The sequence below is a fragment of the Rhizobium ruizarguesonis genome (assembly GCF_012349115.1).
GTDB classification, from domain to species: domain Bacteria; phylum Pseudomonadota; class Alphaproteobacteria; order Rhizobiales; family Rhizobiaceae; genus Rhizobium; species Rhizobium ruizarguesonis.
Genome location: NZ_PQIG01000076.1, coordinates 14,536 through 39,902 on the forward strand (window position 1 = coordinate 14,536; position 25,367 = coordinate 39,902).

General features: G+C 60.5%; 27 protein-coding genes. 11 read left to right on the forward strand and 16 right to left on the reverse strand.

From position 1 onward, the window contains the following. Nucleotides 1-3: 3 nt before the first annotated feature. The 5 genes from C3Y91_RS15170 to C3Y91_RS15190 all read left to right on the forward strand — a co-directional run bounded on the left by C3Y91_RS15170 (nt 4) and on the right by C3Y91_RS15190 (nt 4,926). Nucleotides 4-1,158: a Gfo/Idh/MocA family protein gene (locus tag C3Y91_RS15170; RefSeq protein WP_168575543.1), complete on the forward strand. Its 1,155-nt coding sequence runs from the start codon at nt 4-6 to the stop codon at nt 1,156-1,158. Continuing rightward, nucleotides 1,158-1,829, forward strand: a complete 672-nt coding sequence (locus tag C3Y91_RS15175; RefSeq protein WP_130685912.1) for a D-lyxose/D-mannose family sugar isomerase — start codon at nt 1,158-1,160, stop codon at nt 1,827-1,829. Before C3Y91_RS15170 ends, C3Y91_RS15175 begins: the two co-directional genes overlap by 1 nt. Beyond that, nucleotides 1,829-2,887 (forward strand): carbohydrate kinase family protein, encoded by a 1,059-nt coding sequence (locus tag C3Y91_RS15180; RefSeq protein WP_130680967.1) that lies wholly within the window; start codon nt 1,829-1,831, stop codon nt 2,885-2,887. The genes C3Y91_RS15175 and C3Y91_RS15180 overlap by 1 nt, the downstream gene beginning before the upstream one ends. A gap of 135 nt (nt 2,888-3,022) precedes the next feature. Then, on the forward strand, nt 3,023-3,811 hold the full coding sequence (locus tag C3Y91_RS15185; protein WP_168575544.1) for an L-iditol 2-dehydrogenase: 789 nt from the start codon (nt 3,023-3,025) through the stop codon (nt 3,809-3,811). Between the two features lie 107 nt (nt 3,812-3,918). Beyond that, nucleotides 3,919-4,926, forward strand: a complete 1,008-nt coding sequence (locus C3Y91_RS15190; protein WP_168575558.1) for a zinc-dependent alcohol dehydrogenase family protein — start codon at nt 3,919-3,921, stop codon at nt 4,924-4,926. A 41-nt stretch (nt 4,927-4,967) separates the two neighbouring features. Here C3Y91_RS15190 and C3Y91_RS15195 read toward each other — a convergent pair whose 3' ends face one another. From C3Y91_RS15195 to C3Y91_RS15240, 10 genes are all read right to left on the reverse strand, one after another. Beyond that, the gene (locus tag C3Y91_RS15195; protein ID WP_075224292.1) at nt 4,968-5,987 is read right to left on the reverse strand and encodes a LacI family DNA-binding transcriptional regulator; all 1,020 of its coding nucleotides are present in this window, start codon (nt 5,985-5,987) and stop codon (nt 4,968-4,970) included. Between the two features lie 179 nt (nt 5,988-6,166). Next, the gene (locus tag C3Y91_RS15200) at nt 6,167-7,027 is read right to left on the reverse strand and encodes a Pnap_2097 family protein (protein ID WP_168575545.1); all 861 of its coding nucleotides are present in this window, start codon (nt 7,025-7,027) and stop codon (nt 6,167-6,169) included. A 2-nt stretch (nt 7,028-7,029) separates the two neighbouring features. After that, complete coding sequence (locus C3Y91_RS15205) at nt 7,030-8,301, reverse strand: MSMEG_0569 family flavin-dependent oxidoreductase (protein ID WP_168575546.1); 1,272 nt, start codon at nt 8,299-8,301, stop codon at nt 7,030-7,032. A gap of 12 nt (nt 8,302-8,313) precedes the next feature. Further along, nucleotides 8,314-8,601 (reverse strand): MSMEG_0570 family nitrogen starvation response protein, encoded by a 288-nt coding sequence (locus C3Y91_RS15210; RefSeq protein ID WP_018072518.1) that lies wholly within the window; start codon nt 8,599-8,601, stop codon nt 8,314-8,316. Next, a complete protein-coding gene (locus C3Y91_RS15215; protein ID WP_130716691.1) occupies nt 8,594-9,763 on the reverse strand; it encodes an MSMEG_0565 family glycosyltransferase in 1,170 nt (389 codons plus the stop codon). The genes C3Y91_RS15210 and C3Y91_RS15215 overlap by 8 nt, the downstream gene beginning before the upstream one ends. Beyond that, nucleotides 9,760-10,734, reverse strand: coding sequence for a sll0787 family AIR synthase-like protein (locus C3Y91_RS15220; RefSeq protein ID WP_168575547.1), 975 nt, complete (start codon nt 10,732-10,734; stop codon nt 9,760-9,762). The genes C3Y91_RS15215 and C3Y91_RS15220 overlap by 4 nt, the downstream gene beginning before the upstream one ends. 2 nt (nt 10,735-10,736) lie before the next feature. Beyond that, entirely contained in the window at nt 10,737-11,279 is a 543-nt protein-coding gene (locus C3Y91_RS15225) for an MSMEG_0567/Sll0786 family nitrogen starvation N-acetyltransferase (RefSeq protein ID WP_062942432.1), read from the reverse strand. Continuing rightward, nucleotides 11,276-12,394: an MSMEG_0568 family radical SAM protein gene (locus tag C3Y91_RS15230; protein WP_130664068.1), complete on the reverse strand. Its 1,119-nt coding sequence runs from the start codon at nt 12,392-12,394 to the stop codon at nt 11,276-11,278. Before C3Y91_RS15230 ends, C3Y91_RS15225 begins: the two co-directional genes overlap by 4 nt. Then, nucleotides 12,321-13,367 carry a Nit6803 family nitrilase gene (locus C3Y91_RS15235; protein WP_130716695.1) on the reverse strand — a complete coding sequence of 349 codons (1,047 nt, stop codon included), beginning with the start codon at nt 13,365-13,367 and terminating at the stop codon, nt 12,321-12,323. Before C3Y91_RS15235 ends, C3Y91_RS15230 begins: the two co-directional genes overlap by 74 nt. A gap of 77 nt (nt 13,368-13,444) precedes the next feature. Next, nucleotides 13,445-13,927 (reverse strand): MSMEG_0572/Sll0783 family nitrogen starvation response protein, encoded by a 483-nt coding sequence (locus tag C3Y91_RS15240; RefSeq protein WP_003545449.1) that lies wholly within the window; start codon nt 13,925-13,927, stop codon nt 13,445-13,447. 509 nt (nt 13,928-14,436) lie between these two features. Between C3Y91_RS15240 and C3Y91_RS15245 the strand changes: the two genes are divergently transcribed. From C3Y91_RS15245 to C3Y91_RS15255, 3 genes are all read left to right on the forward strand, one after another. Further along, nucleotides 14,437-15,132 (forward strand): alpha/beta hydrolase, encoded by a 696-nt coding sequence (locus C3Y91_RS15245; RefSeq protein WP_130716697.1) that lies wholly within the window; start codon nt 14,437-14,439, stop codon nt 15,130-15,132. Nucleotides 15,133-15,324: 192 nt separating this feature from the next. Further along, nucleotides 15,325-15,975, forward strand: a complete 651-nt coding sequence (locus C3Y91_RS15250) for an esterase/lipase family protein (RefSeq protein WP_168575548.1) — start codon at nt 15,325-15,327, stop codon at nt 15,973-15,975. Nucleotides 15,976-16,049: 74 nt separating this feature from the next. Further along, nucleotides 16,050-17,195, forward strand: a complete 1,146-nt coding sequence (locus C3Y91_RS15255; protein ID WP_018486359.1) for a right-handed parallel beta-helix repeat-containing protein — start codon at nt 16,050-16,052, stop codon at nt 17,193-17,195. A 101-nt stretch (nt 17,196-17,296) separates the two neighbouring features. On the opposite strand, the gene C3Y91_RS15260 is transcribed toward C3Y91_RS15255, so the two are convergent. From C3Y91_RS15260 to C3Y91_RS15270, 3 genes are read right to left on the reverse strand one after another with little or no spacing between them, the layout of a single operon-like run. Further along, nucleotides 17,297-18,403: an acyltransferase family protein gene (locus C3Y91_RS15260; RefSeq protein ID WP_168575549.1), complete on the reverse strand. Its 1,107-nt coding sequence runs from the start codon at nt 18,401-18,403 to the stop codon at nt 17,297-17,299. Further along, nucleotides 18,390-19,745 (reverse strand): O-antigen ligase family protein, encoded by a 1,356-nt coding sequence (locus tag C3Y91_RS15265; RefSeq protein ID WP_018072529.1) that lies wholly within the window; start codon nt 19,743-19,745, stop codon nt 18,390-18,392. The genes C3Y91_RS15260 and C3Y91_RS15265 overlap by 14 nt, the downstream gene beginning before the upstream one ends. 43 nt (nt 19,746-19,788) lie before the next feature. Continuing rightward, entirely contained in the window at nt 19,789-20,523 is a 735-nt protein-coding gene (locus C3Y91_RS15270; protein WP_130664074.1) for a GDSL-type esterase/lipase family protein, read from the reverse strand. Between the two features lie 236 nt (nt 20,524-20,759). On the opposite strand from C3Y91_RS15270, the gene ku (C3Y91_RS15275) reads away from it, so the two are divergent. Then, complete coding sequence (gene ku, locus C3Y91_RS15275; protein ID WP_168575550.1) at nt 20,760-21,566, forward strand: non-homologous end joining protein Ku; 807 nt, start codon at nt 20,760-20,762, stop codon at nt 21,564-21,566. 180 nt (nt 21,567-21,746) lie between these two features. Here ku (C3Y91_RS15275) and ku (C3Y91_RS15280) read toward each other — a convergent pair whose 3' ends face one another. The 3 genes from ku (C3Y91_RS15280) to C3Y91_RS15290 form a co-directional block, all read right to left on the reverse strand. Further along, nucleotides 21,747-22,601 carry a non-homologous end joining protein Ku gene (gene ku, locus C3Y91_RS15280; protein WP_130680987.1) on the reverse strand — a complete coding sequence of 285 codons (855 nt, stop codon included), beginning with the start codon at nt 22,599-22,601 and terminating at the stop codon, nt 21,747-21,749. 18 nt (nt 22,602-22,619) lie between these two features. Then, the gene (locus tag C3Y91_RS15285) at nt 22,620-22,850 is read right to left on the reverse strand and encodes a DUF2188 domain-containing protein (RefSeq protein WP_018072533.1); all 231 of its coding nucleotides are present in this window, start codon (nt 22,848-22,850) and stop codon (nt 22,620-22,622) included. Nucleotides 22,851-22,920: 70 nt separating this feature from the next. Then, nucleotides 22,921-23,181: a hypothetical protein gene (locus tag C3Y91_RS15290; RefSeq protein WP_168575551.1), complete on the reverse strand. Its 261-nt coding sequence runs from the start codon at nt 23,179-23,181 to the stop codon at nt 22,921-22,923. Between the two features lie 142 nt (nt 23,182-23,323). Between C3Y91_RS15290 and C3Y91_RS15295 the strand changes: the two genes are divergently transcribed. After that, nucleotides 23,324-23,752, forward strand: coding sequence for an OsmC family protein (locus C3Y91_RS15295; RefSeq protein ID WP_018486365.1), 429 nt, complete (start codon nt 23,324-23,326; stop codon nt 23,750-23,752). 87 nt (nt 23,753-23,839) lie between these two features. Then, the gene (locus tag C3Y91_RS15300) at nt 23,840-25,291 is read left to right on the forward strand and encodes an FAD/NAD(P)-binding protein (protein ID WP_174826519.1); all 1,452 of its coding nucleotides are present in this window, start codon (nt 23,840-23,842) and stop codon (nt 25,289-25,291) included. Nucleotides 25,292-25,367 lie beyond the last annotated feature (76 nt).

The following is a 25,367-nucleotide window of genomic DNA, read 5'->3' on the forward strand; positions in this document are numbered from 1 at the left end:
GTCATGACGAAAATATTCCGCTTCGGCGTCATCGGCTGCGGTCTAATGGGGCGCGAGTTCGCGAGTGCTGCGGCGCGCTGGCTGCATCTGGCCGATGTGAAAGCGCGACCGGAAATCGTCGCCGTCTGTGATACCAACACGACGCTGCTCGACTGGTTCAGGGATCATGTGCCGACTGTTCGGCAGTTCACCGCCGACTATAAGGAGCTTCTGGCCAATCCCGAGATCGATGCGGTCTATTGCGCAGTCCCGCATGTGCTGCACCAGCAATTCTACATCGACGTCCTGAGGGCCGGAAAGCATCTTCTCGGCGAAAAGCCCTTCGGCATGGACGCTGCTCAGAACCGGGAGATCATGGCGGTTCTTGCCGAGCATCCGGAACTCCTGGTCCGCTGCTCGTCGGAAATGCCTTTCTTCCCAGGCGCGCAGAAGGTGATTGCGCTCGCAAAAAGCGGCGAGATGGGGGATATAATCGAAGTCGAGGCGGGTTTCCTGCACTCTTCGGATATCGACCGGCAGAAGCCGATCAACTGGAAGCGCATGGCCGATATCAATGGCGACTATGGCTGCATGGGTGATCTCGGCATGCATGTGTTGCACGTGCCGCTGCGTCTCGGTTGGCGCCCGACGACCCTGCATGCGCAATTGGTCAAGAAGGTCACCGAACGTCCTGACGGCAAGGGCGGCATGCTGCCCTGCACCACCTGGGACAATGCCACGATCAGCAGCCGCGTGCGCACCGGGGATCAAGATTTCCCGATGGTGCTGAAAACGTGGCGCATCGCGCCCGGCGAATCCAACACCTGGTACATCCGCGTTCTCGGCATGAAGAAGAGCGCGTTCTTCAGCACGAAGTCGCCGCGCCAGTGGCAGTGGTTGGACTATAATGGCGGTGCGCAGGCCTGGAGCACCGAGGATCTTGGTTATGGCTCGCTGTTTCCAGCCATAACAGGCAAGATCTTCGAATTCGGTTTTGCCGACGCCATACAGCAGATGTGGGCGGCCTTCGTCGATGAGCTTGCCGGAGGAAATGCCAACGGTTTCGGCTGCGCGACGCCGGCCGAGGCGCAGGCTCATCACGCAGTCCTGACGGCAGCCCTTAAATCTGGTCGCGAGGACGTCGTGGTACCGGTCGAGTATGACGGGGCGTCAGCCTGATGAAGCGCTCCGAGATCAACGCCGCGTTGCTGCGGGCAACCGAGACCCTCGAGCGCTGGCATTGGTCCCTGCCGGCATGGGGCTCCTGGGCGGCGGCGGATTTTGCCGCTCATCCCGAGGCATCAGCCTATTTGCGCGCCCATCAGCTGGGTTGGGATGTCACCGATTTCGGCTCGGACCGGTTCGCCGAATGCGGTCTCGTGCTGTTTAGCCTGCGCAATGGCATCGTTGATATCGGGGGTGAACGGACCTATGCCGAAAAGCTGCTCTTCGTTGGCGAAGGGCAGGTCACGCCCACCCACCGTCATGCGGCGAAGATGGAAGACATCATCAATCGCGCCGGCGGCGATCTCGTCATCGAATTCGCCGCAACCGATGCCGATGGCAATGTGCTGGCGGAGGATCTAACGGTGCCGGTAGACGGGCTGCCGCACCGGCTCGCTGCATGGGAGCCGCTGGTTCTCCAGCCTGGCCAGAGCGTGACGATCCGCACCGGGCTTTACCACCGCTTCTACGGCAGGAAAGGCGGCGGACCTGTCCTTGTCGGCGAGGTCAGCCAGGTCAACGACGACAACAGCGACAATTTCTTTCTGGAGCCGATTGCACGCTTTGCCGCGATCGAGGAAGACGAGCCGCCGCTGAGACCCTTGTGGAACGAAGGAGTCAGCTGATGCGAGCCGGGGAGGGGGTTCACGATCGCGACAGTCGGAAGCAGGGCGGCATCGTTTGCGCGGGAAACTTCATCGTCGATCGCGTCCACACCCTGTCCTATTGGCCCGAACAGGGCAATCTCGCCCATATCCTGCACCAGGATCTGGGCGTGGGGGGCGGGGCGGCCAATGTCGTCACCGATCTAGCCTCGCTTGGATTCCCGGGAAAGCTGGCGGCAGCGGGATGCATCGGCGCAGATCAGGACGGAGAGATCGTCAAGGCCCGCCTAGCGGTTGCCGGCGTCGATGTCGGTGGGCTGACCGCGCTTGCCGACCGGGTGACTGCGCATACACATGTCATGAATGTGCCCGGTCAGAACCGGACCTTCTTCTATCATGGCGGCGCCAACGATGCGGTCACCGACAAGCTTGTCTCACCCGCAACCTTCGCCAAGGCTGGCTATCGGCTGTTCTATCTCGGTTATCTCATGCTGTTGCCGGGTCTCGACCGCATTGGCCCTGACGGCCGTTCGGGAGCATCGCGCCTGCTGGAAGCCGCGCGCCGCGCGGGGCTTACGACCTGTGTGGATTTCGTATCGAGCGAAGACCCGGAATTTGCGGCCAAGGTCGGCGTCGCTCTGCCCTTCTGCGATTTCTTGATCATCAACGAGATGGAGGCGGGGCGGGCAACCGGCGTTATCGTTCGCGATGCGGAGGGAGATTTGATCGAGGCGGGGCTTTTGGAAGCGGGCGAGCGCCTGCTTGCGGCGGGCGTCGCCAAGGGCGCGATCATCCATGCGCCGGAAACCTGCTTCTGGTTTGCATCAGGCGCTTCCCCGATCATCACGCGTTCACGACCTGTCGATCCCGATGACATCGTCAGTGCCGTCGGCGCAGGAGACGCTTTCTGCGCCGCCGTGCTCTACGGCCTGCATGAGAACTGGCCGGTCGAGCATATCTGCGCCGTCGCCCATGCCGCAGCTGCGCGTTGCCTCAAGGGGGCGACGGCCACCGATGGCATCCCCGACATGTCCGTCCTTCTTCGCGAGGCGAAGGAGACGAACCCGCAATCCGCTTAGCCCATTGGCGTCGCCTCAGGAGGGCGGCTCCGATCATCGTTCAGTCAAAAGGGGAGGAGCAAACATGAAGCTATTTGTTACGGCAGCCGCGCACGGCACCCTTGCCGGTGCAGGCGCGAGCGGGGAGGCAGTGCGATGACATATGCGGAAACGGCGCGGCTCTCGGGCAAGGTGGCATTGGTCACGGGGGGAGCGAGCGGCATCGGCAAGGCGGTCTGCGAGCGTTTTGCCGCCGAAGGCGCGAGGGTTGTCGTGGCGGACCACGACGATGAACGATGCGCACGGGTGGCCGAAGCGATCGGCCCTCAGGCATGGGGTGTCGCGCTTGACGTGACCAGCCAGGACAGCATCGAAGAAGCTGCGCGCTTCACTATATCAACCGCCGGCAAGATCGACATCCTGGTCAATGCCGCAGGCATTTACGAGGTCGAGTCCATTCTGGAAATATCCCGGGAGCGGACCGCTAGGGTATTTCAGGTCAATATCGAAGGCCTGATCTTCATGACGCAGGCCGTTGCCCGGCACATGGTGGAGAGAGGGGAGGGTGGACGCATCATCAACTTCTCATCCCAGGCCGGGCGTCGGGGCGAAGGACCGGCCGTGGCTTACTGTGCGTCCAAGGCGGCCGTCATCAGCATCACGCAAAGCTGCGCTCTGGAGCTGATCCGTTATGGCATCAACGTCAACGCCATCGCTCCCGGCGTCGTCGATACGCCGATGTGGGACGTCGTTGATGCGAAGCTCGGCAGCCGGGAAGGTTTGAAACCCGGTGACGTCAAGCGCCGCGTGGCCGCCGCCGTTCCCGCCGGACGATTCGGCGCCGCTCACGAACAAGCTGCCATGGCCGCCTTCCTGGCCGGGCCCGATGCAGCATATATCGTGGCGCAGTGCTACAATGTTGATGGCGGCAATGTCATGAGCTGAGCGCTTGAGCCGTGCCCGGAATCGTCGATGCCGCGGGGCGGATGTCATCCAGCATACGGCTTCATCAGCACGAAGAGGCAATCGAACTTGATGTCTGGAGGAGTGAAATGAAGGCTGTACGCTTGGAGTCGATCGGGTCTTTGACCATGCGCAGCGTTGAGAAACCGGTTGCCGGGCCGCGCGAGCTGCTGGTCCGGGTTGCGGCGGCCGGCATCTGCGGTTCCGATCGCCACATGTACAAGGGCGAATATCCGACAGCGATCCCCGTGACGCTGGGCCACGAATTCTCCGGCATCGTCGAAGGGATCGGCGATGGGGTGACACGGTTTACCGGCGGGGAGTTGGTGACGGTCGACCCGAATATCTCCTGCGGCACCTGTCGGGCTTGCACGCAGGCGCGGCCGAATTTGTGCGAGAGCTTGACCGCCATCGGCGTGACACGGGATGGCGGCTTTGCCGAATATGTGGCGGTGCCGCAGGCCCAGGCCTTCGTCCTGCCGGCCGGCCTCGATCCCGTTCACGGCGCCTTCAGTGAACCGCTGGCCTGCTGTATCCACGCCATCGACAAGGCAAGGATCCGTCCGGGCGACAGCGTCGCGATCCTCGGCGGGGGCGTGATCGGTCTGCTCATGGTGCAACTGGCCCGCCTGGCTGGGGCAGGCGAGATCATTTTGATCACGCGGCAGCAATCCAGACGCCAAACGGCTCTGCGCCTGGGGGCGACGCACGCCTTCGACCCGGCCTCGGAAACAATCGCTTCTGTTCGAGAGGTCACCAAAGGCGGCGCAGACGTGGTCATCGAGTGCGCCGGCGTCAGCGACACCCTTCAAACCGGTCTGAAAATGGCGCGGCGCGGCGGTAGCTTCGTGCTTTTCGGGGTCACACCGGCGGGTGTCGAAGTGCCGGTTCTGCCCTTCGATCTGCTGGTAAACGAAGTCGATATCTGGCCGGCCTACCTCAACCCCTTCACCCATTCGCGGGCTGCGGCGATGGTCGCGAGCGGGGTGTTGGAACTGGACGCATTGGTCACCAAAACCATCGGTCTTGAGGAGGTCGCCGACGTGGTGGGCAACGCGCCACTGCCAGGCGAGATCAAGGTCATCGTCCGGCCCTAGCTTGGCCGCGCCCAGCCCAACTGTCAGGCCACACCACCTGCTCAGCTGCGAACAGTGCCGGTGGAATCGCGCTCGATCAGGGTGACCGGCACTTTTACGATCGCGCCTTGCCGAGATTCGTCTCCTGTTTGGTGCTCCTCGATCAGCGCTTCCAGCAGCCGTGCTGCCTGCTGTCCCACATCGCGGATCGGCTGCGCGACCGTTGTCAACCGTGGAAAGACGTAGGCAGCCTCCGGCAGATCGTCGAAGCCCACGACCGAATAGTCGCCCGGAACGGAAAATCCGCGATCCTGGATGGCATGGATTGCGGCAATCGCCGAAACGTCGGTCGTGCCGATGATCGCGGTGACCTCGGGTCGAGACGCCAGCAATTCCCGCGCCAGCCGGTAGGTCTCTGCAAAGCTGTGCTCTTCCGCCATCGCCACGATGGCGGGCGCGATCCCATCTTTCGCCATCTCCGCCGTGATGCCCTGAAGGCGAAGCTGGATCGGCTGGCTGTGGGCCGGCGCGCCGACGATGGCGATTGCCCGGTGGCCGAGATCGATCAGATGGCGCGCCATCAGCCGTCCGCCTTCCTCGTGATCGGCCATGACAGCGTCGTCAGCGATGCCGCTCAGCTCGCGGTCAATGGCGATGATCGGAATGCCAGCGTCCCGCAGCACCCCGAAATGCTCGATGCTGCCGAAGGCGCTTGCCACGATGACGCCGTCGACGCGCTGGGCGAGCAGCATCGAGATGTAGCGCACCTCATGGTCCATATTTTCCGCCGTGCTGCAGATCAGCGTCTGATAGCCGTGCTGGAACAGTTCCTGTTCGATCGCATGGGCCAGGATGCCGAAGAAAGGCACCTCGATCGACGGCAGCATCAGTCCGATCATCCGGCTTGGTGCACCGCGCAGCATACGGGCACCCTTGCTGGGCGTGTAGTTCAGCGTTCGGATAGCCGCCTCGACCCGCTCCCTGAGCTCAGGTGAGGCATAACCGCTGTTGTTGAGCACGCGCGAGACCGAAGAGACTGACGTTCCTGCAAGTTTAGCGATATGTCTGATGCTGGTCGTCACGTGCTCGCATTTCTTTCTCTACAGCGCCGCGCGTCTTTTCAGACGCGCAAAGGACGCTAGCATAGGAGTGGTCGAACATTCATCAGACGGGCTGCTGAAGTTCACCTTCATTTCATCATCCACTAGATCACTAGCGGGACGCCGCATCAAGCGCGCCGCTGGTGCACTCCCGTGCAGGCTCAGCAAAGACTTTTCCAGGTGCCGAATATTTTGGCGATCACTTTCCCATTTTCGCGTCGTAGCTGCCCATGGACAGTTTCTTGCTCGCCAGAAAAATCAATAAGGTCGAAGAAGACGCGTTCATTTCGTTCGATATTTCCGAGGAAGAAAACGTCTTTTCGGACGGCTGGCCCCTTGCGGGGAAACCAAGTTTCCAAGGCGCGATCGGCCAATGCCTGATACTCGGCAAAGTAAAACAGGCCTGCGCCGTTGAACTCCTGCGAGGCGCTGGGATCGAACTGAAAGGCTCTGAGCGCTTTGTTGGCGGGGACCTGAAACCCGAAATGCGTTGCTGACCGCCCATTCCGGATGTCTGCAGCCTTCTCAGCCAGGCGGCTGGGCTGGAACCGCTCTCCCTGCGGCTCAGGCAACGTCACACGGGCTATCGAGTGATTGTTGTCTTTGATCGTTCTGTGGACGAAGGTTGAGATGAGTTCGACCGCGCCGACGCTTCGCCCGTGGACGAACAACTCGTGCCGGGTCGACGTCCGGGTTCGCGAGACTGCGGACAGTCTGGAGTGGATGGTCAAAATGTCGTTTGCCTGCACAACATCAAAACGTGCATCCGTCAGTGACGTTGCACAGATCGCGGCATAGGCCTCTTCTCCGTCGGCCGTTCTGAAATCCGCATTGTCGAGCCCGAGATGACAGGCGAGCATCAGCCAGTGACGGTGGCCGAGTTCCTTCATCAGCCAGGTCTCGGACAGCCCGGTTCCATTCAAATGCGGCATGCCGAGGAGTATATGCGGATCAAGGGCACGTTCCATCAAGTCGCGTGCCGAAGGTCCTGCGGGCGGAAAATCGAGAAGGGCCGCGCTCACGATCAGGCACTGACCGATTGCTTGAGAGACGATGTCTGTGCCGAACGTCGCGCTGCGAGATGCCCGACCACATGTTCGGCATCCCTGCCGACGCTGAGGAACCGGCCCGAGCCCCAGGTCCAGAGCCAGGGAAGTCCCAGCACGTAGACGCCGTCGACGGCAGTGACGCCACGGCGATGAACGGGATAGGCGTTGCCATCGAAGATCGGCAGACCGACGAAGGACCAATCCGGGCTGAATCCCGTGGCCCAGATGACCGAGGTGATCCCCTCCGCCTTCAGGTCGAGTTCGGCAATCTCCGCCTCAGGCTCCCAGACAGGGACATAGGGGGATCCAGCCGGAGCATCGATGCACTTTTCGGCAATATGCCGGTCAATCAGGGCATTGATGCCGTTATAGACCCGGTCGGCGCCGTCGAGATTGGCCTTCAGGTTCGGCTCGAACAGCATCCGGCCGGCGGCGATGCCGGACATGCGGCCATACAGCGCCATGCCCTCCAGCGCGAACTTGCGCAGATCGATATCGCGTCCACCGTCGCGTCCCGTCAGATAGTGGTTGGTGTCGTGCTTTTTCTTCGTCATGCCGTCATGTTCGACCGTGATGTCGTACTGGCCGATATCGGAAAGCCAATCGACCACATCGCGCCCGCGATAGAACCGGGCGCAACGCGGCGCATTGCCGGTGACGAGATGCACCTTGCGGCCGGCAAGATGCAGATCCTCTGCAATCTGGCAGCCGGACTGGCCGGAGCCGACCACGATGACGCCGCCGTCCGGCAGTTGGTCGGCATTGCGATAGGCGGCGGTGTGGATCTGCGTGATGTCCTCGGGCAGGCGCTCGCCGGCACGCGGAATGGCCGGATCCGCATAGAGGCTGGTGGCGATCACCACGGCATCGGCGGTCACCGCGCCAGCCGAGGTTTCGAGCCGGAAGAGGCCGCCATGCTTTTCGAGCGACGTCACGCCGGTTTGCTCGAAGATCGGAGCATCGACCTTGTTCACGAAGCGATCGACATAGGCGAGGATCTCGTCCTTGACCATAAAACCGTGCGGATCGGCGCCGTCATAGGGATGATCGGGAAGCTGGCATTGCCAGTTCGGCGTTACCAGGCAGAAGGCGTCCCAGCGTTCGTTCCTCCATTTATGCGCAACGGTCTTCTTCTCGAAGACCACATGATCGATGCCGTGCCTCTTCAGGTAATGACTGGCGGACAGGCCGGCCTGGCCACCACCGATGACGGCGGTGCTGTAATGCTGCTTCAGGTTCTGGGGCATGGACTAGTCCTTTCAGAGGATGAAGGTTTTGCAGTGGACGCGGGCATCTGCGTCATTCAGGAAGGCGACAGCGGCGCTTTCAATTCGAGCGAGTTGGTCGTTTGCGGATGAACAGGCAAAACCAAACTTCGCCTCCACGCGATCGCTGGCGATGGTAAGCGCCCTGCGGCTGCGATCGACGAAATCGGCGACCGAATAACTTTCACCCTCGGTGAAAAACTCACGGATGATCAGCGAGGGGGAATAACAGCTCTCCTCCTGGCCATCGGGCCAGGTTATGACAAAGCGCATTTCAGGCATGGTCGGGCTCCAGCAGCGTGTGATAGCGGGCAAGATGGGCTGTTGCGGTTTGCTGCCAGCCATGGCGGGCGGCAACCGCGAGACCACGGGGAATGATCTGCTCGCGGATCGGTGCGACCAGTGCCAGCGCCATGCCTTCGGCAATGGAGACCGGATGATGCGGATCGCACCAGATCGCATCGCCGGGACCCAGATATTCGGTGAAGGGCGCAATCGAGGATGTCACGACCGGAATACCGCTGGCTATAGCTTCCAGAACGACGAGGCCGAAGCCTTCCTTGAGCGAGGGAAACACCAGCGCATCCGCCAATCGGTAGAGGCTCGGCATGTCGGCATCCGCGATCGCTCCGGTGACGTGCACCGCTGCGGCGTCCCGACCGAGACAGGCGAGGCAAGAACGGAACTCCTCCTGATAGTCGCCATGGTCCAGGAGAGAGGCACCGCCGGCAATGACAAGCTGGGCATCCGGCCGGATGGCGCGGACCTGACGAAAGGCTTCGAGAATACCAAGGGTGTTCTTTCGTGCCTCGATGCCGCCAACACTGAGGAAGATCGGCCCGCTTCCGAGCTGCAGCCTGTCGCGCAGAGCGACCTGCTCGCCGCTCCAGGCCGGCGAGAAGCGGTTGGTGTCGACACCATTGCCGACCACTGTCGCCTCGATGCCGCGCTCGTCTCTCAGCCTGTCCTGCCAGAGGCGGCTGACGGCGAAGAAGGTATCGGCCGCATCGATCGCGCGATCCTGCAAAGCCATCAGGCGCGGGTCGGCGAACTGGTCGATATGGTGGACAGTGCGGGCAAAATTCGGGATCAGGCCTTCCTGCTTGAGCGTCGCCAGCGCATTGCCGGAAATGCCGTCATGGGCGTGGAACAGGTCGAAGCCATTGGTTCCGGTTCTCCGGAAATAACCGACATAGTCGGCAATCCGCTGCTCGACCATTTGCGTCATGTTCGCGGGTGCCGGCGGCACGGCAATGCAGGCGGTGCCGCAGGAGGGCTGACGAAAGAAGCCCACACCCTTGGCATCAGGCGCATGCAGGACCACCTCATGGCCAAGCGAGGTCAGCGCTTCCGAGAGCTGCATGGCATGAACCACGCCGCCACGCGGATTGGTGGAATGCGTCAGCATGGCAATGCGCAGGGTTCGGTGCGGCGGGAGGCTCATGCGGCGACATCCTGCCGACCGAACTGCAGCAGCGGTGTTTCGGCATGATTGCGCACCACTGCACGGCGCTCGCCGTCGACCAGCGCGACTTCGGCGCCGGCCACGACCGCGCCGATGACCGCAGCGCTGATGCCGCGCGCGGTGAAGCGGGTGACGACATCGGCCGCCTGTTCCGGCGCGACCGAGAGCAGATAACCGAAGCTCGGAAAGGTGACGAGCCAGCGGTCGAGGCTCACACCGGCGGGCAGGGGAATGGCGGTGACGTTGATATCGATGCCGACATGCGAACATTCGGCCAGCATGATGGCCGTGCCGATGATGCCGCCCTGGCTGATATCTTTCGCAGACAGCGCGAGCCCGGCCTCGGCGATCTCGGGCAGCAGCTCGAGGTCGCCTCGCAGGCGCGCCGGCGCGGCATCGGTGGCGGCTTCCCAGTTGTTGAAGGGTTCGCGGTAACGGCCGCGATGGTCGATCGCTGCAACCAGCACATCGCCGGGCCTCGCGTCGAAGCTCGTCAGCAGCGTCTTGGCGCGACCGAGAATGGCGACCGATAGCTGGCCGCGTTCGGTGCGGATATTGGTGTGCCCGCCGACGATCGGCACGCCAAAGGCGCTGGAAGCCGCCCGCATGCCTTCGAGAACGGGAGTCGCGCCAGCCTCGCCATTGGCCCAGACGGCATCAACCACGGCGATCGGCCGCCCGCCCATGGCAACGACGTCGGAGATATTGACCATGACGCCGCACCAGCCGGCGAACCAGGGGTCGGCGGCGACGAACTCGTTCATGAAGCCTTCGATGGCAAAGAGCAGATAGCCGTCGCCGTCGGGCAGCGCGGCGCAATCGTCGCCGACGGCAATCTGCTGCCCCTGAAGGCCGAGCCTTGCCGCGATCGTGCGGATATCCTGCTTGGCGACGATGCCGCTGCTGGCCGAGACTTTGGCAGCCAGGCTCTTGATGTCGATCGCGACCATTCTCACGCCGCCTTTCTGGAAAGGGCGGTGAAGCCTGCCTCGGGAGTGGCGCAAGGCGGATAATAGGCAAGATCGGCCTTCATCCTGAGATGCGGCTTGCCATAGACCTCGAACTCCTCGATCACATCCCAGTGCAGCCTGCGGAACAGCAGACCGTTCTGAACCTGCACATTGGCGAGGAACGTGTGGCATCCGATCGCGTTGGCGGAGGACACGGCGAGTTTGATCAGGGTCGCCCCCAGGGCGCCGATCTTGCGGAAATCCGGGTGGACCGCCAGTCGCGAGCCCCACCAGAGACCGGGTTCGGCCTGATGGATGCGCACCGTTCCGACCAGCTGATCGGCGGCAATGCCGAGCATGGAGAGCGCCACGATCGGGATGGCGTGATCGTCGATCGCGTCGCGGTCATCGCCCTCGAAGATCTGCTGTTCCTCGCAGAAGACGGCACGGCGCAGCGCATGCGCTTGGCTGCGCTCCCAGGCGGAGGTCGCGAACTTCACCTGGAATTCGCTCGAGCGATAGGGAGCAAAGGTTTCGAGCATCATTTGGTGAGCATCCTTTCATAGGTGGAAAGGGCGGAGCAGGCGCCGCATTTGCCGCAGCCGGCCTTGATGTCGACGGCCTTCAAGCCGCTGGCGACCAGCATCCTGGACAAGGGGCCGAGGATCGAGTGCATGAAGTCGGGCCTCGGCGCCGGATGGCTTTCGAGCGGCGTGCCAGAGATCGGCACGAACGGCACAACGAAGGGATAGACGCCGAGCGCAACCAGCTTTTCGCAGATGTCCAGAATGGCTTCACGGCTGTCGCCGAGCCCCGCCAAAATATAGGTCGAGACCTGGCCGCGCCCGAAGACCTCCACTGCGGCCTTGAACGAGGCCATGTATTTGGCGATCGAGACCTGCGCCTTACCCGGCATGATGCGGGCACGCACCTCTGGCGTCACGGCTTCCAGATGCATGCCGAGTGCATCGACGCCGGCTTCTTTCATGCGGGTGAACCATATATCGTCTTCCGGCGGCTCGCATTGCGCCTGGATGGGAATGTTGACGGCCGCCTTGATGGCGCGGGCGCTGTCGGCGAGGATCGCAGCACCGCGGTCGTCGCCCTTCGGCGTGCCGGTGGTCATCACCATATGCTTGACGCCGTCCAGTTCGACGGCCGCCTTGGCGACTTCCGCGAGCTGCTCTGGCGTCTTGTGGGCGATGGTGCGGCCGGCGGCCAGCGATTGGCCGATGGCGCAGAACTGACAGGTCTTGGTGCGGCTCTGATAGCGGATGCAGGTCTGCAGCACGGTCGTGGCAAGCACGTCCTTGCCGTGCAGAACGGCGATCTGCGAATAGGGAATGCCGTCGGCGGTCGAGCGCTCGTAGAAGCGTGGGCGCAAAGGGAAGGAGACTTCGCCCAGCACCGTGCCATCCCGGCTGATACGGCTACGGCCCATCTCGTCCGGCTTTTCCACCAGATAGGGGCTCTCGAACGCAGGTGCGGTGTGAACCGGCACCATCACCGTCATGCCGTCAATGGTCAGCGCCTTGTGGTCGGAAGGTCCGGCACCACCGCGGCGGCTTTCATGTCCGGCCTTGGGGTCAACGAGCCGGGCTCCGTAGGACTGCAATTCGTTGATCAGAACCTCGGTCGGCAGACGTGTCGTATTCTCCATCGGAAAGGGTCCTTGCTTCGGCTGTGGGGAAAGATGGCTGGGTGGTGGTGACCATCGGCGCAGTGGCCCGGCCATCCATGACAAGATGCAGCAGCTCGGGTCGGGCATAATGGCCGACCGAATCCATCATCCGCTTGCGTTTGACGATCAGGCTCATGTCGAGATCGGCGATCAGGATGCCTTCGCCTTCTGTCAGCGGCGGCGCGACGTGTTTGCCTTCGGGCGAGATGATCGCGGTCATGCAGCCGCCGCGCAGGGCCTTCTGCAGGCCTGCGTCGGACGTGATGGAGGCGATCTGCTCGTCGGTCAGCCAGCCGGTGGCATTGACCACGAAGCAACCGCTTTCCAGCGCATGGTGGCGGATGGTGACTTCCATCTGGTCGGCAAAAATCGGCCCGACCATGGAGCCTGGAAACTGGGCGATGTGGATGTCCTCGTGCTGCGCCATCAGGGCGTAGCGTGCCAGAGGATTGTAATGCTCCCAGCAGGCCAGCGCCCCAAGGCGTCCGACGGCGCTGTCGACCACCTTCAGGCCGGAGGCGTCGCCCTGGCCCCAGATCATCCGCTCGTGAAAGGTCGGGGTGATCTTGCGACGCTTGAGGATGAGCGTGCCATCGGCATCAAACAGCAGCTGGGCATTGTAGAGCGATCCATGGTCACGCTCGTTGACGCCAAGCGCCACGACGATGCCATGCTCGCGGGCGGTTGCCGAGACGGCATCGGTGGCGGCACTCGGCACAGTGACGGCTTCCTCGTAAAGTCGCACATGCTCCTTGCCGGAGAGAACAGGCGGCAACACGAAAGAAAAATAGGGGTACCAGGGGACGAAGGTTTCGGGAAAGACGATCAGTTCGGCGCCTTTGGCGGCTGCTTCACGAATTGCATCCAGCACCCGGGCCAGTGTTTTCTCGCGCGAGGTCAGATCCGGCGCGATCTGCGCGGCGGCAACCCGGACGCTCGGTTTTTTCTCCATGACGAAATCCTCGATTGACGGGGCAGGAGGCGGAGCGCCAAGGCTCCGCCGCTTCTTCTTCGGGGCGCGCCTGGTGCTTAGAGCGTCCAAGTATCAAGGATGAAGGCGCCGTCGCGGCGATGGATCAGGATCAGGTCGAGAACGTCGAGCGGACTGATCGGCGTGATGCCGGGGATCAGCGCGCCTTCGCCATGGCCGTAAAGCGCCTGAAGGGCAAAACGGCAGGCATAGACCTTGCCGCCTTCTTCCATGAACTTGACGATCTGGTTGTTGAAATTCAGATGGCCGGGAAAGGCCTCCGCGCCGAGCGTCGGAAAGCCGCGCTGGACGCCGAGCGTCACGCCCGGGCCGTAGAGAAGGATCGAGGTTTCGAAACCCTTCCGCTTCAGGCGTGTCGCCTGCAGCAGGTTGACGAATCCGATCGATCCTTCGAAGGCCACGGTATGGAAGGTGACGAGGGCTTTTTCGCCTTCGCCGGCCTGTACGTCCTCGAAAACCTTGTCCTCGTAATCGACAAGAAAGTCGCCTTTTTGATTGGCTGGCTTGGTCACTGCGGGCATGGGTGGCTCCTTGATTGAAATCCGATCCCCATCCGGGGAGCATCCATCCAATTGCAAGCGTCATGCCAGATTGATTATGCATAAATAGCAGTCAAATCTACCAATTATACATTCAATTATACGATCAATTACGAAAGTTTAAGTTTTAAAGCCAATTTTCTGGGCGATCGAATGCAAAAAACAAATGCATGAAAGCTCAAAACAAATGCATTCAATTGATCGTCAATCACTGCAGGGAGACATAATATTTGTCCGGCATGAGTCCTTGTCGCCGTTCGCATCGGGATGCGAAGGCTCATGCCCGAACATCCGGCTCGCCCGCATGTCAGTGAATGCGCCTCGTTCGCCTTGCGTCAAGATGGCCTATCGCATCAATCGAAAAGTCTAGCCATATTGAATGCGATCAATTAATGCGATTTGTATGCATTTATAATGACAATTTGCATTCAAGTGCTACAGCGTCTTTGCGCGCCTGGAGAGACACGCGGCGCAGGAACCAGGAGAAAACTATGAGTAATAAACCGACTATCATTCTGGTGCACGGCTTTTGGGGTGGGGCCGCGCATTGGGGCAAGGTCATACTCGAACTGGCGCATAAGGGCTATCAGTCCATTCACGCCGTCGAACTACCGCTGACGTCGCTAGCCGAGGACGCTGAACGGACACGAAAGATGGTGGCTCAACAGAAGGGGCCGGTCCTGCTCGTCGGTCATTCCTACGGCGGCGCGGTCATCACCGAAGCGGGAGATCAACCGAATGTCGCGGGGCTTGTCTATATCGCCGCATTCGCTCCCGACGCAGGCGAAAGTCCAGGCAGCATCACTCAACGGCATCCTCCTGCGGCAATGGCCAATATCGAGCCGGACAGCGACAGCTACCTGTGGCTCAAGGCTGACAAATTTCACGAAAGCTTCTGCCAGGATATGTCCCCCGAAGACGGTTTCGTTTTGGCGGCGACCCAAAAGGCGCCGCTCGCCGGCACCTTTGGAGACGCCATCACCGCCCCGGCCTGGAGGAAGAAGCCGTCCTGGTATCAAATAGCAAGTGAAGACAGAATGATTGCTCTTGAAAATCAAAAGGCAATGTCGGCTCGTCTCAATGCTCGGAAAGTCGTGACCTTGGCGGCAAGCCATGCTTTGCCTCAATCAAAGCCCATGGAGGTCGCGGCTCTTATCCATGAGGCGGCGGTAGACGTCTCGAAGTAAGAACAAGGCGCTTGTGGCGGGGGTGTGACAATAAGCGCACCCCCGCTTTCTCGCCTTGCGTGCTCCGGTTTCGAGCACGATACGCCACAACGAAACTGTTCGGATGTCTGGCCATTTGGCATTGATCGACAAGCTTCACCGCGAGAGCTACAGAATAGCCTGATCGATAGCAGCCCCGTTGAGCGGATACTGATGAACGACACAGTTCTTCTTTTTCACGGCATTGCCCGGACGAAAAAAAGCATGGCGAAGCTCGCCGGCTTCCTGTCCGGTCGCGGTTATCGAGTTGTGAATGTCGGTTACCCCTCCACCAAGTTTTCGATCAGCGACCTCGTCGACATCATCCGACCTGAGATCGACGCCGCTGCGAAGCAGGCAGGCGAGGGCCGGGTCCATTTCGTCGGTTATTCGATGGGTGGGCTGATCATCCGCGCGTTTCTCAGGCGCTATCGCCCAGCCAACCTGGGGAGAGTTGTGATGGTCGGAACGCCGAACAACGGCAGTCAGATTGCCGATTTCCTCAAGAACTGGCCCCTATACAGGAAGGTCTATGGACCGGCAGGACAGCAGCTGATTACCGATCAAGCCGCAATGACCGAGCTGTTCGGCACGGTCGATTACGAACTTGGCATCATCGCCGGGAATCGGACCATCGACCCGGTCTCCTCCCTTATCATCGGCCTCAGGGTTCCGAATGATGGAAAGGTTTCGGTGGAGAGCACCCGTCTCGACGGCGCGTCGGCGCATATCGTCATTCCGGCAAACCACACTTTCTTGTCCGTCAACAAGGTGATGTGGAGCCAGACCCTGTCGTTTCTGCAACATGGGCGGTTTACAAGCTGAATTTCCAAATATTCAAACATCCGCCACATGCCCTCTGCTTAATTCCCCGCGGCACCGGTATCGAAGGAAATGTAATGACCGCCATCCTGCGAAAGAAAGTTCACGGCGCGTCTACACGCGGACAGGTCATCGACGGTGCGCCCGATGTCGGCGTCGCCTATCAGGTGTTTTCCGATACGGTGATCGAAGATGTTATCGTCAAGAATTCTCCTCGAGGCTTCAAATTTCACAATGGCAAGAATCTCACCGTCAGGCGCTGTGAAACGGAGAATGTGAACGGCGACGGCATCTACCTGACGAAGACGACGCACGTGTTGCTGGAGAATAATCGCATCGGCGCGGCGCCGGGCGAGGGAGCAGACTGCTGCCAGTTCGCCTATCAAAATAGCGACGACAATATCAGCTCCGATATCGTGATCCGCGGCAACCTCTTCCTGCAGTCGCCGGCGAGCGCATCGAACAAGGGCGCGCTGGTCTGCGACAAGACTCGAAAATACCTGGTCGAATACAATTTCATCGGCGGCAAGAATTTCTCCTTTTCGTCGATTGGGGATGACGCGGTGGTGCGCAGCAACATCATGCGCGATGGCAGGATGAATGATTATTCCTTCGGCTACGGCGTCGGCGACAAGGCCGACCACGCCGGGCATCACGTTTATGACAACTGGATCGAGAACACCAATCGTGGTGTCAGCCTGAGCGGGTTTTCGGATCAGGAGCTGGCATTTCGCAAAGACATCGATATCCACGACAACGTCATTAGCCAATGCGACATCGCGTTCTTCGCCAACCGTCGGTGGTCCGGCAGCTTTCGGCGCAACATATTCCTGCGGTGCGAGCAGGACATCGTTCTCGAGAGAAACGGCAAAGCGACTGCGGGTGATATCGATGGCAACTATCGCAACGATGGCAGCTTTCTGAACGTCACCCCGCCGCCGCTTCGCTTGAAGCCTGACGGCAAGGCTTCCGTTTCCTCCGGAGAGTGGACATCCGAGCCCGACGAAATCCGCATCCAGTGGCGTGATAAGGGGATCGATATCCCAGGCGCCAATCGGCCTTCCATTGCGGTTGAGCCTGGCATGGAATTGTCATGCGTCTTGCTGGCCCGCAAGGCGCAGAACTGGATGCTGGCGATCGCTGAGACTGCCTATGACGACTTCACGCCGCGCGCATGGCAGGAACACAGGCTGCCTTGGCAGAAGCGCTATCTCTCGATTTAAGCATGTCGCGCAAAACTGTGCAGCGGTTTTGCGACAACGACATGTAAAGCGCGAGGAGCGAATCTGAAAGATTGCGACACGCTTTAGCGGTCGCGTCAAAATCAGGATCGACGCCAGCCAAGCTTCATGGCCTTACCTGCACTGAGCGCTTTGCGAACCGGCTCATCGTAGAGGCGGGTGACGATAATGGCCAATAGGACGATCAGTGGAAGAACGATGGCAAAGATCGCCCAGGCCGGCGGTTGTCCCAGGCCAGCGGCCTTCCAGGCTCCCAACAGCAAGCCCAGCAGCGGAACGTGAATTGCATAGAGCGCGTAAGATGCCTCTCCCGCAATAAGAAGCGGCTGTCGCAGCACGCCATCGAAGTTGGCTGTGTAAAGGACAAGCACGGCGAGAGGAAATAAAGCAGTGATGACAATCAGGTCCTTTATGCCAACCAAGGCGGCTGGCGCCTGGAAGACGAGAAGAGCAGTCGCGACGACGATGACTGCCACTGCGGCTGCTTTTCCGATGCCTGAAGGGGAAAGCCGCTCACGGTAGCGGTACATCAAGATGCCGAGGGTGAAGGAAAAGAGAACGCGGGGAAATCCGGAGAGCAAAGCGCCGTCGAGCGGGATCAGGTCGGCGCTTCCATGGGCCAGCGTTTGCGCCGCCAGCCAAACCCATGACGCAAGCAGGATGATGGCGAGCACGCGGCTGGACAGCATTCTCGCCGCATAGCCGTAGGCGAGGTTGATCACGATCTCCAGGAATAGCGACCATGACGGACCGTTGAAGGGGAACAGGTTCGGCGCCTTCAGCGATGTCCCACCGATCGCCGGCATGAAGAACATCGAGGCAATCAACGAGGTGGCGAACAGCATGGGATCCATTTGCTGATTTCTGCTGAGCGACATACCTGCATATGCAAGTACGCCGAGCAACAAACCGAGCAGATAGAGGGGGTATAAGCGGATGAGACGCTTGATGGCGAAATCATTGGCGGAGAGCGAAGACTCTTGAATGAGTTTCTTCTCATAGGCGTGGCCGATCACGAAGCCGCTGAGACAAAAAAACAGGTCGACGGCGAGGTATGCAGCAGGTGCTGCATCAAATCCGACAAACCCTTCGGTATGATGCACTGCCACACAAATAGCCGCCAGGCCACGAATCCCATCGAGGCCAACCAGTCTACGATTATTTGAAGTCATCTTTTTAGCCTGATGCATGTTGCGCGCCTGCCTGGGTCGGTTTGCGGAAGCGGGACAGGAACTCCGGGCCAAGGCTCGTAAGTGCGATCACGGTATGGGGCCATAGGATGAAGGGGGCGAGCATCATTCCGGCTTCGGTAAATGCCCCGATCAAGATCAGGAGGATAATGACAACCTCCTTTCTCTTGGTGATGGCGAGCGCTTGATTGAGGGGCGACGAGGTCATCTTCGCCACGAGCCGCACCACGACGAACGACGTCCAGATGATGGTCGCGGGTATGCCCATGTTCAGCGCAAGTTCGATATAGGTGTTGTGGGTGGATTGAGCGTCCCACGTAAGGCGAACATATTGCTCCATGATGTCGGGCTGTCGGAACAAGGCAAATCCCCAGCCTGAAAGCGGCCGCTCGTAGATCAGCGGCAGCAACTGTTCCCAAACATTCGTACGTCCGCTGAGCGTTAGGTCTTTCCCGAATGACTCGGCAATCGCCTGTGCCACACCCATCAACGCGACGGAGACGACAAAGCCCAGCAGGGCGAATGCAAGAAGAACGACGAAGGATCTGAAGATGCGGCCTGGAAAGCGCTGAATCCAGCTCATTCCGTAGAATACGGCTATTCCGATCGAAAGCAGGATGATCGCCGTCGATGATTTCGCCAGCACGATGAGCACGAGGTAGAGCAGCATTGCCGCCCATCGCAGGAGATCATAGTAGCGCAGACGCCACATCGGCAGGGCCGGCAGCAGCAAGATGAAGTTTGTTGCCGAGAACTGGCCGAGCATGTTTTTGTGGTAAAATGCCCCTTTCACCATCCCGGCATAACTGCCTCTCATCACCGCGAACCGTGGAAAGGCTGCTGTGTAAAGAATATTGATGAAAGCCGTTGCAATCGCAAATTTCGCCAAGCTTTCAAATGTGTCAACGGCTCCGTAACGGGCCCGGTAAAGAATGGGTCCAGCTGTTAGCAATGCGACCGCAACGAGGGCCCGAAGCGAGGCTCCGACGCTGACGGAAAAAGCAATCGAGAGAAAGACGCATAAGCAGACTATGCCGACCAGCGGCGAGGCGCTGCGAATCAATTCAAAGATTCGCCTGGGCTCCAGGATGCAGTAGAGGCCAATGAGTGGAACGAGCGACATCAGCAACAGTCGCATCGGCATGGGGTCTTTGCCGACGCCCTCCTGGAAGTCGGCCGGCAGCCCATACCACATGCCGGTCGCTCTCCAGAGGGAAATATAAAATATTGCCGAGAGGACGATCCGCACGAAGGTTTCACGCCGAATGCGATATTGCGCGCGAGCTCTGGGTCTATGTCTTTGCAGGCCAATCGGTTGGTAGCTGTCAAATGAGGTGCTCATGACATTCCGCCTTACGTTTTGGTAACCACCTGAGCGGCAAAAATCAAAGCTGCAGACCCGCTGCGGCGAGGAAGCTCGTGATCAGCTTGTATGCCCCTTCATTAAAATGAAGATGGTCAGGCTTGTAGTTGGAACATTCTTTATCGCTTGGCTTACCGCACCGCAACATATCATCGTTCATTTGAACAAACGTGACACCCGGCATTTCAGCCAATGACGATGCTACAAGCTGGTTGGCCGGAATTCGTACATCCTCGTAGAAGGCATAGCGCTTGCCCCGAGGCGGTATGGACAACGCATAAATATGAGCGCCTGGCCAAACAGCGCGAACCTTGCTGACAACAGCGACGACACCAGCTGCCACGGCGCATGGCGCAGTTTTCGCACCCAGATTATTCGTGCCGATAAGCACGACGACATCGGCGGGATGGAAATCCGGAAGGTTTAGACCATCGAGGCGGTACAATGCATTTTGCGTGGTATCCCCAGCGACCCCGAGGTTCATCACGGGGCGCGTGGGAAAGCTGTCCTTGATCCAGGGCTGCCAGAGCTCGATGAGCGAATCGCCGACAAGAGCCAGATTGTATCGGGCTGATTTGTCGCGATAGCTGGGAAGAGCGCGATCATATCTCTTGCTTGGCTGTTTTTGTTGAGCCGAAGCATTCGACACTTTTGCAGGGTCGGGGCATTCCTGTGCGAAGGACGGGCCAGCATTGCCGACGATGAGAAAGAAATTGCATGCGAGGACGATGACGAGGTTGGCGAAAAGTCGCAACATTCAGATTACCGATATCCTGACGTCTTGGGGCTTTCATTATTGAAGAGGAAAATGGCGGTGGCAAGGAAAGAGTGGCTCTGGTCTCTCCGCCCGCAATGCTCGGCCCATTGGCAGCCGATCCGTTAAATGAAAATGCAATGGCCGCATCTGATCAACGAAATCTTCAATTGCCGGAACCAAAGACCGAACCCGCCGTTGATTGCCATGCCCAACCGTGTCCGGGAGACAGGACAGACATGGCACGTCAGACATTCTGGAAAGGTTATCTCAAGCTCTCGCTCGTCACTGCCGCCGTCTCGCTGACGCCGGCGACGACCGAAAGCAACAAGGTCCGTTTCCATGTCCTCAATCGCCAGACGAAGAACCGCGTCGAAAGCCGCTATGTCGACAGCGTCACCCATAAACCGGTGGCTGAGCGGGACCAGGTGAAGGGCTATCCGCGCGGCGAGGACGACTATGTTCTTCTCGAAGATGAGGAGATCGAGGAAGTCGGGCTCGAAAGCACCCGCACCATCGAGATCGACAGTTTCGTGCCGCGCGGCTCGATCGATTGGATCTGGTACGACAAACCGCATTTTCTGGCGCCCGAGGACAAGGTCGGGGTGGAAGCCTTCTGCGTCATCCGCGAGGCGATGAAGGCGAATGACGTCGTCGGTATCGCCCGGCTTGTCCTTTATCGTCGTGAGCGTGCCGTGTTGCTGGAGCCGCAAGGCAAGGGCATCGTTCTCTGGACCCTGCGCTATGGCGACGAGGTGCGTGAACCCGTGGCCGAACTCGACGATAAGACCGAGATCGACAGCAAGCTGCTGACGCTGATGACGCAACTTGTGAAGGAAGAGACGAAGGATTGGAGCCCCACCATGGTGCAGGACCCGATCCAGAAACGCCTGAAGTCGATGATCCGCGGCAAGCAGAAGAGCCTGAAGAAGGCCGCGCCCGCGAAAAAATCCGCACCGGTGAAATCGACGGGCAATGTCATCAATATCATGGATGCGCTGAAAAAGAGCCTGGCCGCGGAAGGCGGCCAGAAGTCGCGCCAATGAAAAAACGGCCAGCAGTTTTGGGGAAACGACATACATAAATCAAAGACTTAAGACGCACCGCGGGAATCCACTTTGACGCGCTTCAGGTCCAGCGGCTTCGCCGGCGCGACAAACCGATGCATTCGCGCGAGGTCGGGTGCGCCTGAGATTGCCTATCGCCCGCCAGGGGTCGAGGCCATATCAGCTTGCCTTCTTGCTGTGGCTGTCGCTGCGCGCCGGCGCCGTCTTCTTCGCCAGGGCCTTCTTTGTTGGGGCCTTGCCACCCATCTTCGCGCTCTGACGCAGCGCTTCCATCAGGTCGACGACCTTGCGTTCCGGCGGCTGCTTCTTCTTCGGTGGTGCCCAGCCCTCGATCTTCGCCTTCACCAGTTCGACAAGGGCAGCCTCGTAGCGATCTTCGTATTCGCTCGGTTCGAAGCTGCCACGCTTGGTCTCCAGGATATGGCCTGCGAGTTCGAGCATCTCCTTGTCGAACTTGATGTCTGGAATGTCCTTGAAGACGGTGTCGGCCGAGCGCACCTCGTAGTCGAAATTCAGCATCGTCGCGACGATGTAGTCGTCATGAGGGCGGATCAGCAGCGTTCGGTTGCGCCGGAAAAGCACGGCTTCGGCCAGCGCCGCGACCTTGCCGTCACGCATGCCCCTGGCGATCAGCGACAGCGCCTCTTCGTCATGCTCGTCCAGGGGTGCGAGGTAGTAAGGGCGGTCGAAATAAAGCTTGTCGATATCGTCGCTGGCAATGAAGGCCTTCACATCAAGGACCTTGTCGCTTTCCGGCATGATTTCGGCGATCTCGTCGCCCTCGATGACGATGTAGTCGCCATTCTCCATCCGGTAGCCCTTGACCTGGTCGTCCCGCTCGACCGGTTTGCCGGTCTCGCTGTCGACGAACTGCCGTTCCACCCGGTGGCCGGTGCTGCGGTTGATGATGTGGAAGGAGACGCGGTCGGAGAAGGAAACGGCGGTGTAGAGTCCGACGGCGCATGTAAGGTCGCCCACCTTCAGATGACCTTTCCAGCTTGCCCGAGCGGCCATTCCATCCTCCGTCGCAAATCAGAGCCGGCTGCCGCTCTTGTCGGTTTCGAGCGGTTGGAATTCCCAGCCACCGTCGGGTGAGGGATAGGCGAGCAGCGCATCGCCATTGCCGATCTTCTGGCGCGACGCGGCGTCCTTGGCATGGACAATCGCTTCATCCGCAGTCGCATAGGTCTCCGAAAGTGTGTCGCCGAGCTTATAGGCCCAACCATTGTCATGCGGCACGACCTGATAGGTGATATCGGCCATTTCGGATCTCCTCTTTTATTCAACAGTGAACATGATGCCGAAAACCGCTCACGGTTTTCGGCATCATGTTCTACTTCCGATTTGGTTTGCGCCGTTCGTCGAGCGCAATGATCTTCTCCAACGATGCGATATCCTCGCTGGTGACGACAGGAACCGGATCGGCAGCGATGGCTTCCAGCACCTCCTGTGAGACCGCGCCGTTTCGGATGGCCCATTCCAGAGTTTCGCGCGTTGCCCGCTCGGCCTTCAGCTGCGCATAGAGCGCAACGATCAGTCGATCGCGAGCATCCATCCGCCGGCCCTGGTGATCCATGCTGCGGACATTGCGCATTGCAACTCACCTTTGTCGCTGATTTCGTTCAGATGTATTCAACCGATGACGGGTGGAAAGGTTCCGAAACCGATGGCAGCAGCGCCATTGCCGCCGGAGGCGGAGAACACTATTTGAAGGATATTCGCTGGAGGGTTTCATCATGGCCGATCTCAAAGCTCGTCCCCGTCCAACCGGCGCCACCGCCGTTCTCGGCCGCACCGGTTTTCCGCATGTCACCTCCGCCACCGGAGGCGAGATCGATATCGTCACCACGCCGTCGCAGCCGGGCTTCAATCCGCTCGATCTGCTCTATTCCTCGCTCTCGGCCTGTCTGGTGCTCAGCGCCCGCATCGCCGCCAGCCAGATGGGCGTCCTCGACAAGATCAGCGAAATCACCGCCGACGTCACCGGCGAGAAGGCGGCGGAAGGGCTTTCGCGCGTTGCGAAGTTCAATATTGCCTTCTCGATCAAGGGCGATATCGACGAGGAAACCCGCCGGAATATAGCCCATGCCGCGGAAGACGAGATCTGCACGGTGAGCAACACGATCCGCGGCGATCCCGAGTTCTCGACAACGGTATCGGGGTAAGGCTAAATCTACATAATAATTATAGACAATTGGGGGAGGAGGATTGCGTGACCATTGCCCCGCTTCTATGCTCGGGCATCGAAAGCAATGATCCCGGCCACCATGCAGCCCAAGCCTCTCCCGACGTCTGAACAGCCCGTCGTCGCCATCATCGGCGGCGGTGTCTCCGGCGCCGGCGTCGCCTATCATCTCGCGAGAGCCAGCTGCGGCGAGCGCCCTGCCATCGTGGTCTTCGAGCCGCGCGCCGAGCTTGGCCGCGGCCTTGCCTATGACACGGCAGATCCGGCCCACCGCATCAATGTTCCAGCCGCCAAGATGAGCCTGCAGCCCGACGACCTGGGGGAGTTCCAGGCCTGGATCGAAGCCCGCGACGCCGTCGCCGACGACCCTGAGGCCAAACAGCCCGAGGGCCTGCTCTTCCCCCGGCGCCAGCTGTTCGGCGACTATGTCGCCTCCCTGCTGAAGCCGCTGCTGGAAGACGGTGCGGTGCGTCATTGCCGCGCCGCGGTGACCGGTGTCGAGCGCCGTGCCGGCCGCTGGTCGATCCTCGACGACAGAGGCGGCGTGACGGAGGCCGATATCGTCGCAATCGCCACCAGCCATCCGCCGCCGGCAGCCCCCGGCCGGCTTGCGAGCCGCCTTGCGGCCCATCCCCGTTTCGTCGCCGATACCACCAAGCCCGGCGCGCTCGACGTGATCCGCCCGCATGACCAGGTGCTGGTCATCGGCAACGGCCTGACGGCCGCTGATGTCATTGCCTCGCTTGCTGAGCGCGGGCATGACGGCCCGGTAACGGCGATCTCGCGCCGCGGTCTGCGGTCTCGCGGGCATGCGCCGGTGCCGCAGCAGCTCTTCGGCGATTTCGTCTCCGATGCGACCCATTCCGCCGTGTCGCTGCTGACAGGGATCCGCACTGCGATAAAAGCGGCGAAGGCGGAGGGCATCAGCTGGCATGGCGTGATCGACCAGGTGCGGGCGCAGGGATACGATCTCTGGCAGGCGCTGCCGGTTGCCGAACGACGCCGCCTCGTCCGCCATCTGCGTCCCTATTGGGATGTCCACCGTTTCCGTATCGCCCCGCAGGTCGAGGCCGTGCTCGACGCGGCGATTGCCACGGGCCGCCTCGATATCCTGGCCGGCTCGGTCGCCGATGCGCGCATTGAAGGCGAGTTCATTCTTTGCATCCTGCAGCCGCGTCATCAGCGCCAGCCGCTGGAGCGGCGCTATGACGCCGTCGTCGTCACCACCGGCCCGGCGCATGGCGGCATTCTCGAAACCCAGCCCTGGCTCGCGGCACTTGCGGCAAGCGACCACCTGTCGCTTGATCCCACAGGCCTCGGCCTTGCCTGCACCGAGCGTTCGGAGGCGATCGGCCCGTCCGGACATGCAGATCCTTCGCTGCTGATCTCCGGCCCGCTGGCGCGCGGCACATTCGGCGAGCTGATGGGACTGCCGCAGGTGACCGAGCATGCCTTCTTCATCGCCGGCGAGATCGCCGAAAAGCTACGGACGAGCGCGACGAATAGGCATCCTGCCTGATTTTCCACCAATATGTCGCTCTTCGACTGTCCCCGGTGATCGACTTCTGATAGTTCCTCGGCCATCAACATCCCGC